The following is an 18,623-nucleotide window of genomic DNA, read 5'->3' on the forward strand; positions in this document are numbered from 1 at the left end:
CGTTGCCTTCTTCGCGGGTTTACCCGCGAAGAGGCCCTTACAGACCCCGACAGGTTCGGGCCTTACTCCATTTCGATGATCACCTGTTCCTGCCACATCTGCGGCAGTTTCTTCGAGGTGGCTTCCCAGGCTTCGGCATTCTTGATCGGTTGGGCGGCCTTGTACTGGTCGTTGGGCAGCAGCTTGGCCTGCACGTCTGCCGGCAGCTTCAAGTGCTCGGCACGGATCGGCCGGGCATGACCCTTGGCCAGGTTGATCTGACCGGCGTCGCTGAAGATGTATTCACGCGCCAGCTTGGCCGCGTTCGGGTGCTTGGCGTACTTGTTGATCACGGTGGTATAGCCCGAGATCACCGAACCGTCGGAGGGGATCAGTACTTCGAAGCGCTTGGGGTCGATCTGTTCGCGGTAGCTCAGGCCGTTGAAGTCCCACACCACGCCCACTTCGACCTCGCCCTTTTCCAGGGTCTGGATGGTCGGGTTGGCGAGCGAAAGGCGCTTCTGCTGGGCAAGCTTGGTGAACAAAGCGAGACCAGGCGCGATGTTGCTTTCGTCGCCCTTGTAGGCGATGGCCGCGGCCAGGACGCCGTTGGCGGCCTGGGCAGCGGTGCCGACATCGCCGATGGCGACCTTGTACTTGCCCTGTTCCAGGTCGTGCCAGGAGGTCGGCCGCTCGCCTTCCTTGACCAGGTCCTTGTTGATGATGAAGGCGATGGTGCCGGTATAGGCGAGCGCCCAGTGGCCGTCCTCGTCCTTGGCCCAATCGGGCACCTGGTCCCAGGTGCTCGGCTTGTAGGGTTGGGTCACGCCCTTGGCCACGGCAATCGGGCCGAACGCCGCGCCAACGTCGCCGATGTCGGCGCTGGCGTTGCTTTTCTCGGCCTCGAACTTGGCGATTTCCTGCGCCGAGCTCATGTCGGTGTCGCTGTGCTTGAGGCCATACTGGCTGGCCAGGTCATCCCAGGTGCCTTTCCAGTTGGCCCAGGCGTCGGGCATGCCCACGCTGTTGACCTGGCCTTCCTTGCGAGCCGCGTCTTCCAGTGCCGTGAGGTCGGGCCCGGCGGCCATGACCGAGGTGCACAAGGTGATAGCCGAACCGAGCAGTGACGCCATGAACAGTTTTTTCATCCGAAGCTCCTTGGGGAGTGCCTTTGCGATCTGTGTTTTGGTTGAACCTGTTGCCGGGGCGCATTGCTTCGGGCGCGCAGACCTCGACACGGTAGCGAAGGCGCGTGGCAGTTTGATGTAGGAGAAGGCATGCATAGAAGGTTCCAGTTTCCTGGAATTACAGCGTAGACCAGTTCACAGCGGCGATCAGGTCGCCTTGTCACAGGATGTTCATGCAGCGGCCTGGGGCCTCGCCGGGCGGCGCAGGCTCCAGGTCACCGGGGGGAGGGGCAGGGCTCAGGCAGAGGGAGATGCCCCCGATGCACCCGTTTCGCTCATCGCGCCACCACCGGCGGTCACCACCTGCACCGACAGGCGTGGGGTCGCCAGGTCCAGGCCGGCCTCGTCGAGCTGGCGCTTCAATGCCAGGTTGAACGCCCGCGACACTTCCCACTGCTTGATCGGCGCGGTCTTGAAGCGTGCCCGCAGGATCGCCGAGCCCGACTCGAAGCTTTCTACCCCCTGCAGCTCCAGCGGCGACCAAATGTTGCGGCGCATCAACGGGTCGTTGCGCAGTTTCTGGCCTACCTCGCGGATCAGGCTGATGGCCCGGTCGATGCTCATGTTGTGCGGGATGGCCACGCGGAAGATGGCGTAGCCGAATTCGCGCGAGTAGTTCTTGATGCTCTTGATCTCGCTGAACGGGATGGTGTGCACGATGCCGTCGATGTCGCGCAGGCGCACGGTCCGGATGGTCAGGCCCTCGACCGTGCCCAGGTGGCCGCCGACATCGACGTAGTCGTCGATGGCCAGGGAGTCCTCGATGATGATGAACAGGCCGGTGATCAGGTCGGCCACCAGCGATTGCGCGCCAAAGCCGATGGCCAGGCCGATGACACCGGCACCGGCCAGCAGCGGCGTGACGTTCATGCCCATGTTGGCCAGCGCGACGATGACCGCGATGATGAAGATCGCCACGAACATCACGTTGCGGATCAGCGGCATCATGGTTTGCGCCCGGGCGTTGGCCAGGCCCCGGCGCGAATGCACCAGCGCGTGATGCACGGCGGTGTCGGCCAGGATCCAGATCAGCCAGGCGGCGATCAGCGTGCCGGCCAGGCCCAGCAGGCGCAGGCTGACGTCATGGCCGTCGCCTTCGGCGAAGCTGATCATCGACAGGCCCCAGACGCGCAGGCCCAGTTCGATGAACACCAGCCAGATGAATGCGTGCAGCAGGGCATAGCCGAAGTTGCGCAAGCGCTCGGTGTACACCGCCTGGCGCTTGCTGGCGCGCTTGGGGTTGGCAGCATGCCGGCGCACCAGCCCGTTGAGTACCATGCACACCACCACCAGCACCGTGCACATCAGCGACTGGCGCAGGGCGGTGCTGGTGTCGCCGGCCGAAACGAAGGTGGCGAACAGCGAGATGGCCACCAGGATCAGCGCAGGGATGAACCAGAAGCTGCCGAGGATCTCGATGGTGTCGCTCAGCGTGCGCCGGGTCAGGCGCCTGGCCAGGGGCTGGTTGCGGATCAGGTGGGCGATGGGGCGACGGAAGCGCAGGATGAACAGCCCGGTGGACAGCGCCGCGATGACGTTGGCCAGCGTCGCCAAGGCATGCGCCAGGTGGGTGCCCAGGGCGACCAGCATGCGCGGGTCGCTCATGGCCTCGCCAAAGGCGGCAAAGCTGCCGATCAGCCACAGCGGGCGGAACGCCTGGTGACGCAGGATGTGCAAGGCACGATGGCGGTGCGGGCCGTCGAGCAGCGAGAAGGCGATGACGCAGATCGCCGAGAAGCAGGTACCGACCACCAGCGCGTAGGCCAGCACCATCGCCAGCGACTTGCCCAGCGAAGGTGGCAGGGCGAAGCTCAGGTAGACGGTGAAGATCAGCGCCACCAGCCATGGCCCCAGCTTGCGCAGGGCGAAGCGCACCAGGTCCCAGGTGCGGGGGTGTTGCGGCAGTTCCTCGGTCAGGCCGAAGCGCACGCGCACGCGGTGGCCGATCCAGTTGAAGGCCCAGGCCAGCAGACTCCACACCGCGATCACCGCGGCAAAGCCGAACAGGATCGCCGGCCATTGGTGCACCGGCACGACCAGGTCGGACAGTTCGGCCTGGGCCTGTTCGATTTCCTGCGACCAACGACGGAACGGGCTGGCGTCGCCGCTGAACTGTTTTTCGAAATCGTGCAGCGCGCCGCCGATGAGGCCGAGCACACCCTGCTCGACGTCCGGTTGGGTCTGCTTGGTGGCATCGCGCAGTTTTTTCAGGTCGGCCAGCAACTTGGCGCGTTGCTCGTCGTTTTCCAGGCTCTTGATTACCTCGTCCAGCGACTTGCCCAGTGGCTCCGTGGCTTGCGGTTGGGCGGGTGCGCTCGAGCCGAGCAGGCTGGGCAGGCCCGCGGCATGGGCCGGGATGGCGAACAGGGCGAACAGCAGGATCAGGCAACGAAGAAGGGCATGCACCGGAAAATCTACCTCAGGGTCGAACAATTGACCGAGTGTAGAGGTTTATGTCGGCAGTTGCTCCAGGATCTTCCAGCAGGTGAGGCCGAAGATGCCAAGGGTGCCGATCCACATCATCACCACGCCGATGTTGCGCTCGCGCAGGCTGAAGCCGACGGTCAGCAGCAGCAGGAACAGGAACACCGGCACGAACAGGGAGAGGAAGGGGGACATGGTGGCAATCCTTTTGCGGTGGGGCCATGTAAACAAGCATAGCGGGTTGCTTGGGTGGGGGGATTGATCCGCAGCAGTGGTTGCAGCGAATGGCCTTTTCGCAGGACAAGTCGGCGCCCCGACTTGTCCCGCGAAGAGGCCGGTCCTGCTCAAAGCAAAATCAGGGCAGCTCGCGGCTACGATAGAACGCGCCCAGCACCTTCACCAGGTGCGCCAGGTCATGGCTGCCGCACAGCTCGCGGATCGAATGCATGGCGAAGGTCGGCAGACCGATGTCGACCGTACGCACGCCCAGGTGGCTGGCGGCGATCGGGCCGATGGTCGAGCCGCAGCCCATGTCGCTGCGCACCACGAAGCTCTGTACCGGCACCTCTTCGGCCATGCACAGGTGGCGGAAGAAACCGGCGGTTTCGCTGTTGGTGGCGTAGCGCTGGTTGTTGTTGACCTTGATCACCGGCCCGGCATTGAGCTTGGGCCCGTGGTTGCCGTCGTGCTTGTCGGCGTAGTTGGGATGCACGCCGTGGGCGTTGTCGGCCGAGACCATCAGCGAGCGCTGGATGGTACGCACGTACTCGTCGCCGTCCGGCAGCAGGCGCTGCAAGGTTTGCTCGAGCATCGGGCCGTCGGCGCCGCAGGCCGAGCACGAGCCGACCTCTTCGTGGTCGTTGCAGACCAGCACGCAGGTCTCGTCGCTGTCGGCGGCCAGCAGCGCCTGCAGGCCGGCGTAGCACGACAGCAGGTTGTCCAGGCGGGCGCCGGCGATGAAGTCGCCGTTCAGGCCGATCAGCGCGGCGTCCTGGGTATCGTAGAAGCTCAGCTCGTAGTCCAGCACCACATCGGCGTTGAGATCGTGCTCGCGGGCCAACTGTTCGGTGAGCAGGGCGCGGAAGTCGATGCGCTCGTCACCGGCGATCTGGGCCAGGATCGGCGGCAGCTCGTTCTGCGGGTTGATCTGCCAGCCTTCGTTGGCGGTACGGTTGAGGTGGATGGCCAGGTTGGGGATCACGGCGATCGGCAGCTTGAAGTCGATCAGCTGGCTCTCGACCTTGCCGTCGCGGCGGAAGGTCACCCGACCGGCCAGCGACAGGTCGCGGTCGAACCACGGCGCCAGTAGCGCGCCACCGTAGACTTCGACGCCCAATTGCAGGAAACCCTGGCGCTGCAACTCAGGTTGCGGCTTGACCCGCAGGCACGGGCTATCGGTGTGTGCGCCGACCATGCGGATGCCGTTCAGCACGGGAGCGTGCTTGCCCAGCTTGATGGCGATGATCGAAGAGTCGTTACGGGTCACGTAATAGCGACCGCCAGGCACCGTGGCCCAGCTGTCGCGCTCGTCCAGACGCTGGAAACCGGCAGCCTCGAGGCGCTGGGCCAGGCTCGCGGTGGCATGGAAGGGCGTCGGGGAAGCCTTGAGGAATTCGATCAGGCCGGTATTCAGTGCATCGCGCATAGGTCACTCCAGACAGCAGTGGCGCGAGTTTAGCGCAGTTGCATCAGGATTTGTGTTGGCCTCTTCGCGGGCAAGCCACTATCAGAAAGGCGCAGGGCACTCGAATTTCAACCGCTCCCCGGACACCGGGTGGGTGAAGCTCAGCATCGAGGCATGCAGGCACAGCCGCTCGTGCGCGGCCAGCGCCTCGGGGTTGGCATACAGCCGGTCACCCAGCAACGGATGCCCGATCGACAGCATGTGCACGCGCAACTGGTGCGAACGCCCGGTGATCGGCGTCAGCTCGACCCGGCAGTGATCTTCGCAGCGCTCCAGCACCCGCCAGAAGGTCAGCGCATGCTTGCCCAGCTCGTGGTCAACCACATGCCGTGGCTTGGTCGGCGGGTCGTAGCGCAGGGGCAGGTCGATGCTGCCGCTGTCCAGCGCCGGTTGGCCCCAGCACAGCGCGGTGTAGGCCTTCTCAGTCTCGCGGTCGTGGAACTGGCGCGACAGCTCGCGGTGGCTGTCGGCATCGCGGGCCAGCAGGATGATCCCGGAGGTTTCCCAGTCCAGGCGGTGGACGATCAGCGCATCCGGGTAGCCGTTTTCCTGCAGGCGGGTGATCAGGCAGTCCTTGTTGTCCTCGGCACGGCCTGGCACCGACAGCAGCAGGGTCGGCTTGTTGATGACCAGGATGGCGGCGTCCTCATGGAGGATCTGCACATTTGACAGCGGCATTGCTAGTTCTCTGTGTAAACCATTGGGGCCGCGTTGCGGCCCATCGCGGGACAAGCCCGCTCCTACAGGATTCGTGTCGTACCTGTGGGAGCGGGCTTGTCCCGCGATGGGCTGCAACGCAGCCCCAATGATCGATACCCGATCAGCGATCAGGCAAGGTGATGTTCAGTTCCAGAATCGAGCAGCTACCCTGGTTTTCCAGCTCGATGTGTACATCGTCGTTACCGATGTTCACGTACTTGCGGATTACCTCGAGCAATTCCTTCTGCAAGGCCGGCAGGTAGTCAGGCTCGCTGCGCTGGCCGCGCTCGTGCGCCACGATGATCTGTAGACGCTCTTTCGCTACCGACGCGCTGCTTTGTTTCTGCCTGCCACGAAAGAAGTCAAAAAGGTTCATGGTTTATTTGCCTCCAAACAGGCGCGCGAAGAATCCTTGCTTCGGCACGTCGATAAAGCGCAGTGGCTTTTCTTTGCCCAACAGACGGTCGACGGTGTCGCTGTAGGCCTGGCCGGCATCGCTCTGGTCGTCGAGGATGACCGGGATACCTTGGTTCGACGCCTTCAGCACGGCCTGCGACTCGGGGATCACGCCCTTGAGCTTGATTGCCAGGATTTCCTCGACGTCGGCGATGCTGAGCATTTCGCCCTTCTCGACGCGCTCGGGGTGGTAGCGGGTGATCAGCAGGTGTTCCTTGATCGGCTCCTCGCCGTTCTCGGAGCGGCGCGACTTGCTCGACAGGATGCCCAGCATGCGGTCGGAGTCTCGTACCGAGGATACTTCCGGGTTGGTCACGACGATGGCCTCGTCGGCGAAGTACATCGCCAGGTGCGCGCCCTTCTCGATACCGGCCGGCGAGTCGCAGATGACGTAGTCGAAGGTTTCCTTCAGCTCCATCAGCACTTTCTCGACGCCTTCCTGGGTCAGCGCGTCCTTGTCGCGGGTCTGGCTGGCGGCCAGCACGAACAGGTTCTCGAGGCGCTTGTCCTTGATCAGGGCCTGCTGCAGGTTGGCCTCGCCGTTGACCACGTTGACGAAGTCGTACACCACGCGGCGCTCGCAGCCCATGATCAGGTCGAGGTTACGCAGGCCCACGTCGAAGTCGACGATGACAGTCTTGTAGCCACGCAGTGCGAGGCCGGTACCGATAGCGGCGCTGGTGGTGGTCTTGCCCACGCCCCCCTTGCCGGAAGTAACGACGAGAATCTTGGCCAAGGTGTTTCACCCCTAAATAAACGGGACGCGAGTCCCTGCAAATACAAAAAACGGCAACGAGAAAAAAGTTGCGCTAAAAATGCCGGCAAGTATCCGTTAAAGACGGGTTATGTTCAACACATCGCCAGACAGGCTTACCTGCACGCCGGCGCCCCACAGGGGGTCGCGCCGCAGCTCTTCGCAGACCCGGTACTGGCCGGCGATGGAAACCAGTTCGGCGGTCATCTGGTAGCAGAAGATACGTGCCTTGGTGTTGCCCTTGATGCCGGCCAGGGCGCGACCGCGCATGGCACCGTACACATGGATGTTGCCATCGGCGAGAAGTTCCGCACCTGGGCTGACCGATCCCACCACCACCAGGTCGCCACCCTGGGCGTAGATCTGCTGGCCGCCACGCACCGGCGTGGTGATGATACGGGTCGGGCGCACTTCCGGCTCGGCCGGCGGTGGCGGCGGCGGTGGGGCCGGCTCTGGCTTCTTGACCTCGGGCTCGGGTTCCAGCGGCCGCTCGCGGGCGCCGGAGGGCGGCAGCACGGGCAGGTCGATGGCGATCGCCGCGGCGATGTCCTCGATGCGGCTGGCGCGGATAGCCAGGGTGCGCAGGCCATGGTGGCGGCAGATGCGCATCAGCCCGGGCAGGTCGATCGCCCCTTCGCTGGCCGGCAGCTTGTCCAGGGCCAGCACCAGGGGCGTGTTGCTGAAGAAGTTCGGAGCCTGGGCCACTTTCGCCGCCAGCTGGCGGTCGAGGGCTTCCAGGTCGTTGCGTCCCAGTTCCAGCACAGTGATGGCGAGCATGCTGCCCTTGAGCTGGAACACGGAGGCGGTGTCGGGTGTGGGGTTTGTGCTCATGGTCTGCATAGACGGCAAGTTGCGAAAAAAGTGCCCTGACTTATAACGATAAGACCGGTTGGCCGCAACCGATGCCGAACCGTTGTAGAATGCCCGGCCTTTGTCTTTCCGGATGCTTCAATGGAACGCCCGCGTTTTCGACCCTATTTCCTCCACCCACGTTTCTGGGGCCTGTGGCTGGGCCTGGGCCTGCTGTGGCTGGTCGTGCAGTTGCCGTACCGCGCCCTGCTGGGGCTCGGCAGTGCCCTGGGCGCCGTGATGTACCGCCTGGCCGGTGAGCGTCGGCGGATTGCCGCGCGCAACCTGGAACTGTGCTTCCCGGAAATGTCCGACGACGAACGGCGGCGTTTGTTGAAGGCCAATTTCGCCTCCACCGGCATCGCCTTCTTCGAAATGGCCATGAGCTGGTGGTGGCCCAAGGCCAGATTGGCGCGCCTGGCGCATATCGAGGGCATCGAACACCTGCAGGCGGCGCAGCAGGCCGGGCAGGGCGCGATCCTCATGGCCGTGCACTTCACCACCCTGGAGATCGGCGCTGCGCTGCTGGGCCAAGCCCACACCATCGACGGCATGTACCGCGAGCACGGCAACCCGCTGTTCGACTTCATCCAGCGCCGCGGCCGCGAACGGCACAACCTCGATTCGCTGGCGGTGGAGCGCGAGGATGTGCGCGGCATGCTCAAGCTGCTGCGTTCGGGCCGTGCGATCTGGTACGCACCCGACCAGGACTACGGCGCCAAGCAGAGCCTGTTCGTGCCGCTGTTCGGCATTCCGGCGGCGACGGTCACCGCTACCACCAAGTTCGCGCGGTTGGGCAAGGCGCAGGTGATCCCGTTCACCCAGAAACGTCTGGAAGATGGCAGCGGCTATCGTCTGGTGGTGCATCCGCCGCTTGCCGACTTCCCGGGGGAGAGCGAGGAGGCCGATTGCCTGCGCATCAACCAGTGGGTCGAAGGCGTGTTGCGCGAGTGCCCGGAGCAGTATCTGTGGGCGCACCGGCGCTTCAAGTCGCGGCCTGAAGGGGCGCCGCGGCTGTACGACAAGAAGAAACGCTGACACACCACCAACCCAGGAACCCTCAATGGCCCCACCCCCGGTAACCGGTCTGATCCTCTCTGGCGGCGGTGCCCGCGCCGCCTATCAGGTCGGCGTCCTGGCCGGCATCGCCGAGTTGCTACCGCCTGGCACGCCGAACCCATTCCCGGTCATCGTCGGCACTTCGGCCGGGGCCATCAATGCCGTCGCCTTGGCCAGTGGTGCCACCCGCTTCGGCGAGGCGATCGAGCGCCTGACCACCTTCTGGCAGAACTTCCGTAGCCACCTGGTGCTGCGCAGCGACTGGCCCGGAGTGATCCGCCAGGCCAGTCGCTTCGTCGGCCACAGCCTGTTGGGCCTGGGTGGCCAGGCACCGGTGGCGCTGCTCGACAGCAGCCCATTGCGCGGCCTGCTGAGTGCGCACCTGAACCTCAAGGGCATCGATCACGCCTTGGCTGCCGAGCAATTACGCGCCGTGGCGGTGACCGCGTTCGGCTACGAGTCGGGGCAGGCGGTGACGTTCTATCAGGGCCGCGGCACCATCGACGCCTGGTTGCGCCACCGACGCATTGGGGTGCCGACCTCCTTGTCGATCAACCACCTGCTGGCCAGCGCGGCGATCCCGTTGCTGTTCGCCCCCGTGCGCCTGGGCGACGAGTACTACGGCGACGGTGCGGTGCGCCAGTCGGCACCGATCAGTCCGGCCCTGCACCTGGGCGCCAGCCGCGTGCTGGTGGTCGGGGTCAGCGGCAACCCGCAGCGCCCGGCATCGCCGATGCCGGCCCAGCGGGTGTTCAGCGGCCAGCAGCCGAGCCTGGCGCAGATCGGCGCGCACATGCTCAACAGTACGTTCATCGACAGCCTCGAGGACGACATCGAGCTGCTGCAACGGCTCAATCACCTCAGCCACCTGTTGCCGGCCCATCTGAATGCACGGCGCCTGGGGTTGGCGCCGATCGAGGTGCTGGTGGTCGCGCCCAGCCAACCGCTGGATGAAATCGCCGCGCGGCACCGGCGCGAACTGCCTTCGGCCTTGCGTACCTTCTTGCGCGGGCCGGGCGCGACGAGGACCAGTGGGGCGGGGGTATTGAGCTACCTGCTGTTCGAGGCCAGCTATTGCAGCGAGCTGATCGAACTGGGGCGTCGGGATGCGCTGGCCAAGCACCAGGAGCTGCGGCAGTTTCTCGGGATATGATCGTGGGAGCGGCCTTGCGGCCCTTTCGCGACGCAAGGCCGCTCCCACACAGGCCGCTTATTCGGCTATCTGCAGCTTGCGCGCCTGGGTATATACGTACCGCACCTTCTCGTACTCGAACGGTGAGTTGAGCTGGCCATAGCGGAAGTTGGTGGTGTAGCGCTTGTCCACCACGCGCAGGGCGAAGATTTCCGGATGGTCGCTGCTGGCTTCGGCCACGTTCAGGTAGTTGATCGCGTCCTCGCCCACATAGTCCACCACCACCCCGGTGGTATCGCGCAGGTTCGACGGTCCCAGCACCGGCAGCATCAGGTAAGGCCCCTCGGGCACACCGTAGAAGCCCAGGGTCTGGCCGAAGTCCTCGTTCTGCTTGGGCAGGCCCATCTTGGTCGCCGGATCCCACAACCCGCCCACGCCCAGTAGCGTGTTGAACATCAGCCGAGCGGTGATTTCCGCCGAGCGCTTGGGCTTGAGCTGCAGCACGCTGTTGAACAGGTTCGGCACATCGCCCAGGTTGCTGAAGAAGTTGCTCACCCCGGTGCGCACGAAGCGCGGGGTGACGTACTGGTAGCCGTTGACCAGCGGCAGCAGCACCCACTGATCGAGGCGGTAGTTGAAGTGGTAGATGCGCCGGTTCACCGATTCCAGCGGGTCGTACACGTTCAGCGCCTCGAGGGTCGAGCGCTCGAACTCGCGCTGGTCCAGGCCGGGGTTGAATTTCAGCTCGCGCAGCGGGTCGATGAAGCCGTCCGCCTCCGGCGCCAAGGGCGCGGCAGTTACCTGTGGGTCGGCTTCGATGACGCTGGTGCGGGGCGCGACTTCCTGCGCCAGGGCAGTGCCGGTCGCGCACAGGGCAGTGACGAGAAGGAGTTTGTTAACCACGGAAGAACTCCAGCATGGCGTCGCTGTTGACGCGGTAGTTGAGGTTGCCGCAATGGCCGCCATGGGGGTACAGGGTCAGGCGCTCGCCGAACACCTTGCGCAGGAATCCGATGTCGCCTGGGCCGAGAATGACGTCGTCGGCGTTGTGCATCACGGCGATCTTCGAACTGCTGCGCAGATAGTCCTCGAGGGCATACAGGCTGACCTGGTTGATCAGTTGCAGGATGCTGTTGCCATCGGTGCGGGCGCGCCACATCGGGATCACTTGCTCCGTGAGGTAGCAATCGAAATCGCACTGCAGGGCGCGCTTGAAGAAAGGCTCCAGGCTGGTGCCCTCGGTGATCGGGTATTTCGGCGGGGTGATCAGGCCGCGGCGGTTGATCAGGTCGGAGGTGAAGGCGATGTCGGCGGCCGAGAAGCGGAACGAGGTGCCGATGAGCATGGCCATCTGTTCGTTGGACAGGTGCTGGCGCGACTGCTGGAAGTCGTACAGCAGGGCGTCGTTGAGGTCGATGTAGCCCTTTTCCTGGAAGTAGCGGGTGAGCTTGGCGAGCATCAACTCGTAGAACGTGGTGCTGCGGTCGATGCCTTTGACCTGGGTCTGTACCAGCTTGTCGAGGTTGTTGATCGAGGTGTACAGGTTGACCGGTGGATTGAGCAGCAACACACGCTTGAAGTTGAAGCTGCGCCGGGTCTCGTCGAGGTGGCTGACGAATGCCGCATCCAGGGCGCCGAGGCTGTAGCCGGTGAGGTAGAACTCGCTGACCGGCAGGCGCGCATGTTGCGCGCGGATCGCCTGCATCACGTGGTAGAGGTCCTTGGCGTCTTCCTGGCTGACGCCGGGCGTGGCGAACCGCGAGGCGGCGCTCATGAAGTCCCAGCTGGTGGGCGAGGACAGTTGCACCACATGGAAGCCGGCCTGGTAGAAGAGCTTCTTGAGGTATTCGTTGATGCTGCTGGTGTAGGGCGCGCCGGTGCCGGCGATGATGAACATCAGCGGCGCCTCGCGGTCCTGGCGGGCCAGGCGGTACTTGAGCTTCTTCACCGGCCAGAAATTGTCGGGCAGGGTTAACTCGCGCTCCGGTCTCAGGTTCAGGCTGTAGTCGGCCTGGGTGATGTCATCGTCGCTGGGCAGGGTCGGGCGCTGATCCGGCGGTGTGGTGGCGATGGTCGCCTCGAACGGGTTGGTCAGCGGATAGCCATAGCTTGCGGCGTCGATATCTCGCGCTGAAGCGGCCGTAGCCAGTAGCAGGCCGCCAAGAAGAGCGGCTAGGCGCCAAGGTCGAAGCATGTAGTCCCCCAGGGAAAAGCAAGCAAGGTCGTGCGATACGCAGGCTAGGACCACGGGCGTCATGGCAAAGTTGCCAAGGTGGCGCGGCCTTTGTTGCGCCAGTTATTGCCACGCCAGTCTGTGGCGGGGCGGATTTGTTCTCTGCAACATAGCTGCACGGGTGCGATTTTGCCTTACATCCGCCCTTGGGCGATCATGCAAACTTATCTTTACCGCTTTTGGAGAAAAGGATGTCTCGAACCGTTCCAGTGGTTGCCGTGCTGCTGATCCTGGCTGTCTGGTTGGCCGCGAGCTTCGGCGTGCGCTACGGGCTGATGGAGGACGGACAGTGGGTCGGGCTGTGCGCGGGGCCGGGGCAGTACTGGCAGTGCCAGGCGCGGTCGATGCTGGGTTTGACCATTCATTTTCAGTTAATGGCCTGGACCGGGTTGGCGCTGGCGTTGGTGGCGCAGTGGGTATCGGGGCGGGTAGGGACTTGGCTCGCGGGGTTGGCATTGGTGTTCGGCGTGCCTGCGCTGGTGTTGTATACGGCCAGCATCGCGGTGTTCGCCGTGGTGCTGGCTGGGTTGCGGTTGGTGAGGGCTCGTCGGAAGGTCTAGGGTAGGGCGAACATCTCAAGCCCGGCACAGCCGCCAACTCCGCCATAAGGCCAGTGTCATCACCACCCCGACAAGCGCCCAGCCCCAGGCCTGCTGGTTCTCCAGCCCTTCGCGGTACAACTGCGGCAGTACCCCGACACCGACGATGCTGGCCAGCAGGGCCACCTCGGCCCGCGACGCCACTACCGGCCGCAAGGCATACAGCAGCGCCGGCAATGCCAGCGCGGCGGTCGGAAAGCTGCGATAGCGCGGGTCGAATACCATCGCCAGCATGCTCACCGCCGCGGCGAACCCTGCCGCCAACAGCAGCCAGCCGGCGCGGGCCTGCAGCCAGGCGAACAGCCGCTCGCGCCAGCCATCACGGTGCGCAAGGCCCAGCAGTCCATGCATCAACACCAGCAGGTTCAGCCCCACCAATGCCAGCGCCCACGCCCATTCGCCAGCAAACCGCGCATGGGTACGCATCAGCTCGCCCCACAAGCCCAGGCAGGCCGTACCGAACGCCGCCAACAACGGCATCAGTAGTGCAGCACCGGTGCTGGCAGGGCGCCCTGCCAGCCACAGCATTGCCAGCATCAGCGCGGCACTGGCCAGCAGCCAGCGCGGCCAGTACTGCAGGTCGCTCACCGGCCCCTCGAGCACGCCCTTGTCCTGGCGGTCGGCATCGTACAGGCCCCAGTAACCCCCCACCGCACCCTCGCTGGCGCGTTTCCATGGCTGGTCGAACGCTTCGATCAGGTTGTAATCCCAGCCATTGGCTTCGGCCATGGCCACGAAACCGCGGATGAAGCGGGCCTCGTTGACTCGGCTGGGAACGGCGGTCTCGCGTTGCCGGCCTTCGCTGGGCCAGCCGGTCTCGCCGATGAAGATGCCCTTGGGCGCGAAACGCGCGCCGAAGGTGCGCCGCACCTCGCCGACATGGGCCAGGGCATCGTCGATGCCACGTGGGTCGTCCTCCCAGTAGGGCAACAGGTGGATGGTCAGGAAGTCCACCGCTGGCGCCACCTGCGGGTGCTGCAACCAGAATTCCCAGACGTCGGCGTAGGTCACCGGCACCTTGACCTGGCTTTTCACCTTGGCGATCAACGCCGCCAGGCGATCGCCGGTGACTTCCTTGCGCAGCAGTGCCTCGTTGCCGACGATCACCGCGCTGACCACGTCGGGATTGGCATTCGCGGCGGCGATCAGCAGGTCCACTTCCTTGTCGGTGTCGACCGGGTTGGCGTTGACCCACGCTCCCAGCATTACCTTCAGGCCATGCTTGCGCGCCAGCGCGGGAATTGCCTCAAGACCGGTCATCGAGTAGGTGCGGATGCACTTGAATCGCTCGCTCAGCAGCGCCAGGTCGGCGTCCATGCGCGCCGGGCGCAGGCGAAATGGCTGGTCGAACGGCGACTGGTCCTTGTCGAAAGGGGTGTACGAGGCGCACTGCAACTTGTGCGTGGGGCTGGCTGCGTCAGCCAGGTGCACCGGCTTGCCGAGGCCGTACCAGAGCGTCGCCAGGGCCAACAGGGCAACCAGGCAGGCCAACAGGTAAGGCGGCGACTTCAGGCGGGAGGGGGAGGGCATGGGCGATCCATCGTCAGCGCAAAACGATAGATAGTAGCCCGGCGCCAAAGCTTTGGCATGCAAGTATCGCGCAGGCCAGGGTACGAGAATGCCGTTAATGGCACAGTGCTGTCGCAAAGGGTTCGATTAAGGGTCGCAGTCAGAGCAGGTCGCAGGAGGTTGCAGGCAGATGATGGGGCCTCCAAGACCTGACGAGGGAATGCTTTGATGGCTACTTTTACAAAAATACGCCGTTTCCTGGGCGCGGGTACCGCCCTGGTATTGGCCATGAGCACTGCACAAGCAATGGCCAAGGAAGTAAGCATTGGTTATGTGGACGGTTGGGCCGATAGCGTGGCGACCACCAACGTGGCCGCCGAAGTGATCAAGCAGAAGCTCGGCTACGACGTGAAGCTGCAGGCGGTGGCCGCCGGGATCATGTGGCAGGGCGTGGCGACCGGCAAGCTCGATGCGATCCTGTCCGCCTGGCTGCCGGTTACCCACGGCGAGTACTGGGCCAAGAACAAGGACAAGGTGGTCGACTACGGGGCCAACTTCAAGGACGCGAAGATCGGCCTGATCGTGCCGGAGTACGTCAAGACCCAGAGCATCGCCGACCTCAAGACCGACGACGGCTACAAGCAGCAGATCATCGGTATCGACGCAGGCTCGGGCGTGATGATCAAGACCGACCAGGCGATCAAGGACTACGACCTGGGCTACAAGCTGCGTGCCAGCTCCGGCGCGGGCATGACCACCGAGTTGGGCAAGGCCTACGCCAAGCAGCAGCCGATCGTGGTCACCGGCTGGGTGCCGCACTGGATGTTCGCCAAGTGGAAGCTTAAGTTCCTGGACGATCCGAAAGGCGTGTATGGCGCGGCCGAGACCGTCAATAGCATCGGTAGCAAGGAACTGGACAAGAAGGCCCCGGAAGTGGCCGAGTTCCTGAAGAAGTTCCAGTGGCAGTCCAAGGATGAGATCGGCGAGGTGATGCTGGCGATCCAGGACGGCGCCAAGCCGGAAGCGGCGGCCAAGGATTGGGTGGCCAAGCATCCGGAGCGGGTCAAGGAGTGGACGGGCAAGTAAGCACGTAATTCCCCTGTAGGAGCGGGTTTACCCGCGAATAGGCCGGGCCCGCCGGCTAATATCGCTTAGGCGTTCACCGTAGCCGCCGCCACCGCATTCGCGGGTAAACCCGCTCCTACAGGGATCTGTGCAAGCTGTTTTATTACGCAATCGGTAAAACACCGTTGCATCTAAGACTAAGGTCGTCTGGTTGGCGTCCAACGGCAGCATAAAGTGACAGTGGGTTCTCCCTGATCTGTGCTGCTAGGACAAAAACAATGAACGACAGCATTTACCTCTCGATACAAAACAGCCCGCGCTTCAAGGAGCTGGTCAGCAAACGTGAACGGTTCGCCTGGATTCTCTCGGCGATCATGCTCGGCCTGTACTGCGCCTTCATCCTCCTCATCGCCTACGGTCCTCAGATTCTGGGCGCCAAGCTCAGCCCTGAGTCGTCGATTACCTGGGGCATTCCCCTGGGCGTCGGCCTGATCCTCTCGGCATTCGTCCTGACCGCCATCTACGTGCGCCGCGCCAACGGCGAATTCGATGAGCTGAACAAGGCCATCCTCGAGGAGGCACAACAATGATTCGCCATTCCAAAGCCCTGGCCGCACTGGCCTGCAGCGTCTTCGCACCCGCCCTGTGGGCTGCCGATGCCCTGACCGGCGAGGTGCAGAAACAACCCCTGAACGTGTCGGCGATCGCCATGTTCGTGGCCTTCGTCGCCTTCACCCTCGGCATTACCTACTGGGCCTCCAAACGCAACAAGTCCGCGGCCGACTACTACGCGGCCGGTGGCAAGATCACCGGCTTCCAGAACGGCCTGGCGATTGCCGGTGACTACATGTCGGCAGCGTCCTTCCTGGGTATTTCCGCCCTGGTGTTCACCTCTGGCTACGACGGCCTGATCTACTCCATCGGCTTTCTGGTCGGCTGGCCGATCATTCTCTTCCTGATCGCCGAGCGCCTGCGCAACCTGGGCAAGTACACCTTCGCCGACGTTGCTTCGTACCGCCTGGGGCAGAAGGAAATTCGTACCCTGTCGGCCTCCGGTTCGCTGGTGGTGGTGGCGTTCTACCTGATCGCCCAGATGGTCGGTGCCGGCAAGCTGATCGAGCTGCTGTTCGGCCTCGACTACCACGTCGCGGTCATCCTGGTGGGTATCCTGATGTGCCTGTACGTGCTGTTCGGCGGCATGCTGGCGACCACCTGGGTACAGATCATCAAGGCCGTGCTGCTGCTCTCCGGTGCCAGCTTCATGGCGCTGATGGTGATGAAGCACGTCGGCTTCGACTTCAACACGCTGTTCTCCGAGGCGATCAAGGTGCACGCCAAGGGCGAGGCGATCATGAGCCCGGGCGGCCTGGTCAAGGACCCGATCTCGGCGTTCTCCCTGGGCCTGGCGCTGATGTTCGGTACCGCAGGCCTGCCGCACATCCTGATGCGCTTCTTCACCGTCAGTGATGCCAAGGAAGCGCGCAAGAGCGTGCTCTACGCGACCGGCTTCATCGGCTACTTCTACATCCTGACCTTCATCATCGGCTTCGGCGCGATCCTGCTGGTCAGCACCAACCCAGACTTCAAGGACGCCGCCGGCGCCCTGCTGGGCGGCAACAACATGGCGGCGGTGCACCTGGCCGATGCCGTGGGTGGCAGCATCTTCCTCGGCTTCATCTCGGCCGTGGCCTTCGCCACCATCCTGGCGGTGGTCGCCGGTCTGACCCTGGCCGGTGCCTCGGCGGTTTCCCACGACCTGTACGCCAGCGTCTGGCGCAAGGGCAAGGCCAACGACAAGGACGAGATCCGTGTGTCGAAGATCACAACCGTCGCCCTCGGCGTGCTGGCGATCGGCCTGGGTATCCTGTTCGAGAAGCAAAACATCGCATTCATGGTCGGCCTGGCCTTCTCCATCGCCGCCAGCTGCAACTTCCCGGTGCTGCTGCTTTCGATGTACTGGAAGAAACTGACCACCCGCGGCGCCATGATCGGCGGCTGGCTGGGCCTGGTGAGTGCGGTGACGCTGATGATCCTCGGCCCGACCATCTGGGTGCAGATCCTCGGTCACGAGAAACCGATCTACCCGTACGAGTACCCGGCGCTGTTCTCGATGATCATTGCCTTCGTCGGTATCTGGTTCTTCTCGATCACCGACAAGTCCAAGGCAGCCGATGAAGAACGTGCGCTGTTCTTCCCGCAGTTCGTGCGTTCCCAGACTGGCCTGGGCGCCAGCGGAGCAGTCTCTCACTGACCTGTTCTAGCGCTTGACCAAAACGCCCCGTCTGCCGGGGCGTTTTGCTGTCTGGGCGTTACTCGAAGCGGCTTCGTTGGGAAATTTCAACAATTCGCTCAGAGGGTTCCCGTATTTTCTATGTGGGTAAATGCGAATAATCCGCCCTGTCAACGGCACTTCGCCTGATTGACTGTCAATCAACGCTGATGTCTACAGGTTTCCAGGAGATTTATTCGTGAAAGCACTCATGCTCGCACTTCCCCTCGCTGCGCTCATTGCCGGCCCGGCCATGGCCGAAGACCCGATCGAGAAGCAAGTCTTGGTCACCGCCACCATTCCGACGGCTGCTTTCTATGTCGAGCCGGTCGGCGGCAACTGGATGAATGACCCACAAGACATGGCCTGGAACTCGTTTCAAGGCAGCCTGAACCCAATCCGCAAGCAGCTGCAGGCCAAGAGCACCATCGGCCCGATCACGGCCCACCTGCTGTCGCCAGCGGTGGTCAGCAGTGGTGTGGACGCCATCGACCTGGACGTCAAAATCGGTGACACCGTACTGACCACCAGTGCTACCGAGATTCTGACCGACGTCCAGGCTGCCCCCGGTGCGGTCGTCGACTTCGAAGTGACCCCACAGGTGCCGGCGGGCGGCTATCAGCCCGGTAGCTACCAGGGCCTGGTCAGCATGATGTTCGAAACCGCCGCACCCTGATCTGGCTGCATACCTTCCTTTTCATCCGTCGTTACCCACCTTTGCCCCC

The 18,623-nt window shown here is 63.8% G+C and carries 18 protein-coding genes; 7 read left to right on the forward strand and 11 right to left on the reverse strand.

Going from position 1 to position 18,623, the window contains the following annotated elements; genetic code table 11:
* Window positions 1–62: 62 nt before the first annotated feature.
* The 8 genes from E6B08_RS07380 to minC form a co-directional block, all read right to left on the reverse strand.
* On the reverse strand, window positions 63–1,127 hold the full coding sequence (locus E6B08_RS07380; protein ID WP_136913423.1) for an ABC transporter substrate-binding protein: 1,065 nt from the start codon (window positions 1,125–1,127) through the stop codon (window positions 63–65).
* 276 nt (window positions 1,128–1,403) lie between these two features.
* Window positions 1,404–3,572 carry a mechanosensitive ion channel family protein gene (locus E6B08_RS07385; protein WP_136913424.1) on the reverse strand — a complete coding sequence of 723 codons (2,169 nt, stop codon included), beginning with the start codon at window positions 3,570–3,572 and terminating at the stop codon, window positions 1,404–1,406.
* Window positions 3,573–3,617: 45 nt separating this feature from the next.
* Window positions 3,618–3,785, reverse strand: a complete 168-nt coding sequence (locus tag E6B08_RS30790) for a hypothetical protein (protein ID WP_165976104.1) — start codon at window positions 3,783–3,785, stop codon at window positions 3,618–3,620.
* A gap of 160 nt (window positions 3,786–3,945) precedes the next feature.
* Window positions 3,946–5,235 carry a M18 family aminopeptidase gene (locus E6B08_RS07390; protein ID WP_136913425.1) on the reverse strand — a complete coding sequence of 430 codons (1,290 nt, stop codon included), beginning with the start codon at window positions 5,233–5,235 and terminating at the stop codon, window positions 3,946–3,948.
* 81 nt (window positions 5,236–5,316) lie between these two features.
* On the reverse strand, window positions 5,317–5,952 hold the full coding sequence (locus E6B08_RS07395; protein WP_136913426.1) for an RluA family pseudouridine synthase: 636 nt from the start codon (window positions 5,950–5,952) through the stop codon (window positions 5,317–5,319).
* Between the two features lie 142 nt (window positions 5,953–6,094).
* The gene (gene minE / locus E6B08_RS07400; protein WP_021782476.1) at window positions 6,095–6,349 is read right to left on the reverse strand and encodes a cell division topological specificity factor MinE; all 255 of its coding nucleotides are present in this window, start codon (window positions 6,347–6,349) and stop codon (window positions 6,095–6,097) included.
* Between the two features lie 3 nt (window positions 6,350–6,352).
* Entirely contained in the window at window positions 6,353–7,165 is an 813-nt protein-coding gene (minD, locus tag E6B08_RS07405; RefSeq protein ID WP_136913427.1) for a septum site-determining protein MinD, read from the reverse strand.
* Window positions 7,166–7,261: 96 nt separating this feature from the next.
* A complete protein-coding gene (gene minC, locus E6B08_RS07410) occupies window positions 7,262–8,023 on the reverse strand; it encodes a septum site-determining protein MinC (RefSeq protein ID WP_136913428.1) in 762 nt (253 codons plus the stop codon).
* A gap of 111 nt (window positions 8,024–8,134) precedes the next feature.
* Here minC and E6B08_RS07415 point away from each other — a divergent pair, with 111 nt between their 5' ends.
* Together E6B08_RS07415 and E6B08_RS07420 are read left to right on the forward strand one after the other, a co-directional pair.
* Complete coding sequence (locus E6B08_RS07415) at window positions 8,135–9,070, forward strand: lipid A biosynthesis lauroyl acyltransferase (RefSeq protein WP_136913429.1); 936 nt, start codon at window positions 8,135–8,137, stop codon at window positions 9,068–9,070.
* A 25-nt stretch (window positions 9,071–9,095) separates the two neighbouring features.
* Window positions 9,096–10,244, forward strand: a complete 1,149-nt coding sequence (locus E6B08_RS07420) for a patatin-like phospholipase family protein (protein WP_136913430.1) — start codon at window positions 9,096–9,098, stop codon at window positions 10,242–10,244.
* Between the two features lie 57 nt (window positions 10,245–10,301).
* On the opposite strand, the gene E6B08_RS07425 is transcribed toward E6B08_RS07420, so the two are convergent.
* Together E6B08_RS07425 and E6B08_RS07430 are read right to left on the reverse strand one after the other, a co-directional pair.
* Window positions 10,302–11,042, reverse strand: a complete 741-nt coding sequence (locus E6B08_RS07425) for a VacJ family lipoprotein (protein ID WP_416194390.1) — start codon at window positions 11,040–11,042, stop codon at window positions 10,302–10,304.
* A 76-nt stretch (window positions 11,043–11,118) separates the two neighbouring features.
* Entirely contained in the window at window positions 11,119–12,417 is a 1,299-nt protein-coding gene (locus E6B08_RS07430; RefSeq protein WP_136913432.1) for a serine/threonine protein kinase, read from the reverse strand.
* A 230-nt stretch (window positions 12,418–12,647) separates the two neighbouring features.
* On the opposite strand from E6B08_RS07430, the gene E6B08_RS07435 reads away from it, so the two are divergent.
* The gene (locus E6B08_RS07435; protein WP_136913433.1) at window positions 12,648–13,016 is read left to right on the forward strand and encodes a hypothetical protein; all 369 of its coding nucleotides are present in this window, start codon (window positions 12,648–12,650) and stop codon (window positions 13,014–13,016) included.
* Between the two features lie 15 nt (window positions 13,017–13,031).
* Here E6B08_RS07435 and E6B08_RS07440 read toward each other — a convergent pair whose 3' ends face one another.
* Entirely contained in the window at window positions 13,032–14,585 is a 1,554-nt protein-coding gene (locus tag E6B08_RS07440) for a beta (1-6) glucans synthase (protein ID WP_136913434.1), read from the reverse strand.
* 207 nt (window positions 14,586–14,792) lie between these two features.
* Here E6B08_RS07440 and E6B08_RS07445 point away from each other — a divergent pair, with 207 nt between their 5' ends.
* From E6B08_RS07445 to E6B08_RS07465, 4 genes are all read left to right on the forward strand, one after another.
* Window positions 14,793–15,650, forward strand: coding sequence for a glycine betaine ABC transporter substrate-binding protein (locus E6B08_RS07445; protein WP_136913435.1), 858 nt, complete (start codon window positions 14,793–14,795; stop codon window positions 15,648–15,650).
* Window positions 15,651–15,907: 257 nt separating this feature from the next.
* A complete protein-coding gene (locus tag E6B08_RS07455; RefSeq protein ID WP_136913437.1) occupies window positions 15,908–16,219 on the forward strand; it encodes a DUF485 domain-containing protein in 312 nt (103 codons plus the stop codon).
* Entirely contained in the window at window positions 16,216–17,880 is a 1,665-nt protein-coding gene (locus tag E6B08_RS07460; RefSeq protein WP_136913438.1) for a cation acetate symporter, read from the forward strand. Before E6B08_RS07455 ends, E6B08_RS07460 begins: the two co-directional genes overlap by 4 nt.
* A 217-nt stretch (window positions 17,881–18,097) precedes the next feature.
* Window positions 18,098–18,574, forward strand: a complete 477-nt coding sequence (locus E6B08_RS07465) for a CS1 type fimbrial major subunit (protein ID WP_136913439.1) — start codon at window positions 18,098–18,100, stop codon at window positions 18,572–18,574.
* Window positions 18,575–18,623 lie beyond the last annotated feature (49 nt).

The organism is Pseudomonas putida (genome assembly GCF_005080685.1).
GTDB classification, from domain to species: Bacteria; Pseudomonadota; Gammaproteobacteria; order Pseudomonadales; family Pseudomonadaceae; genus Aquipseudomonas; species Aquipseudomonas putida_V.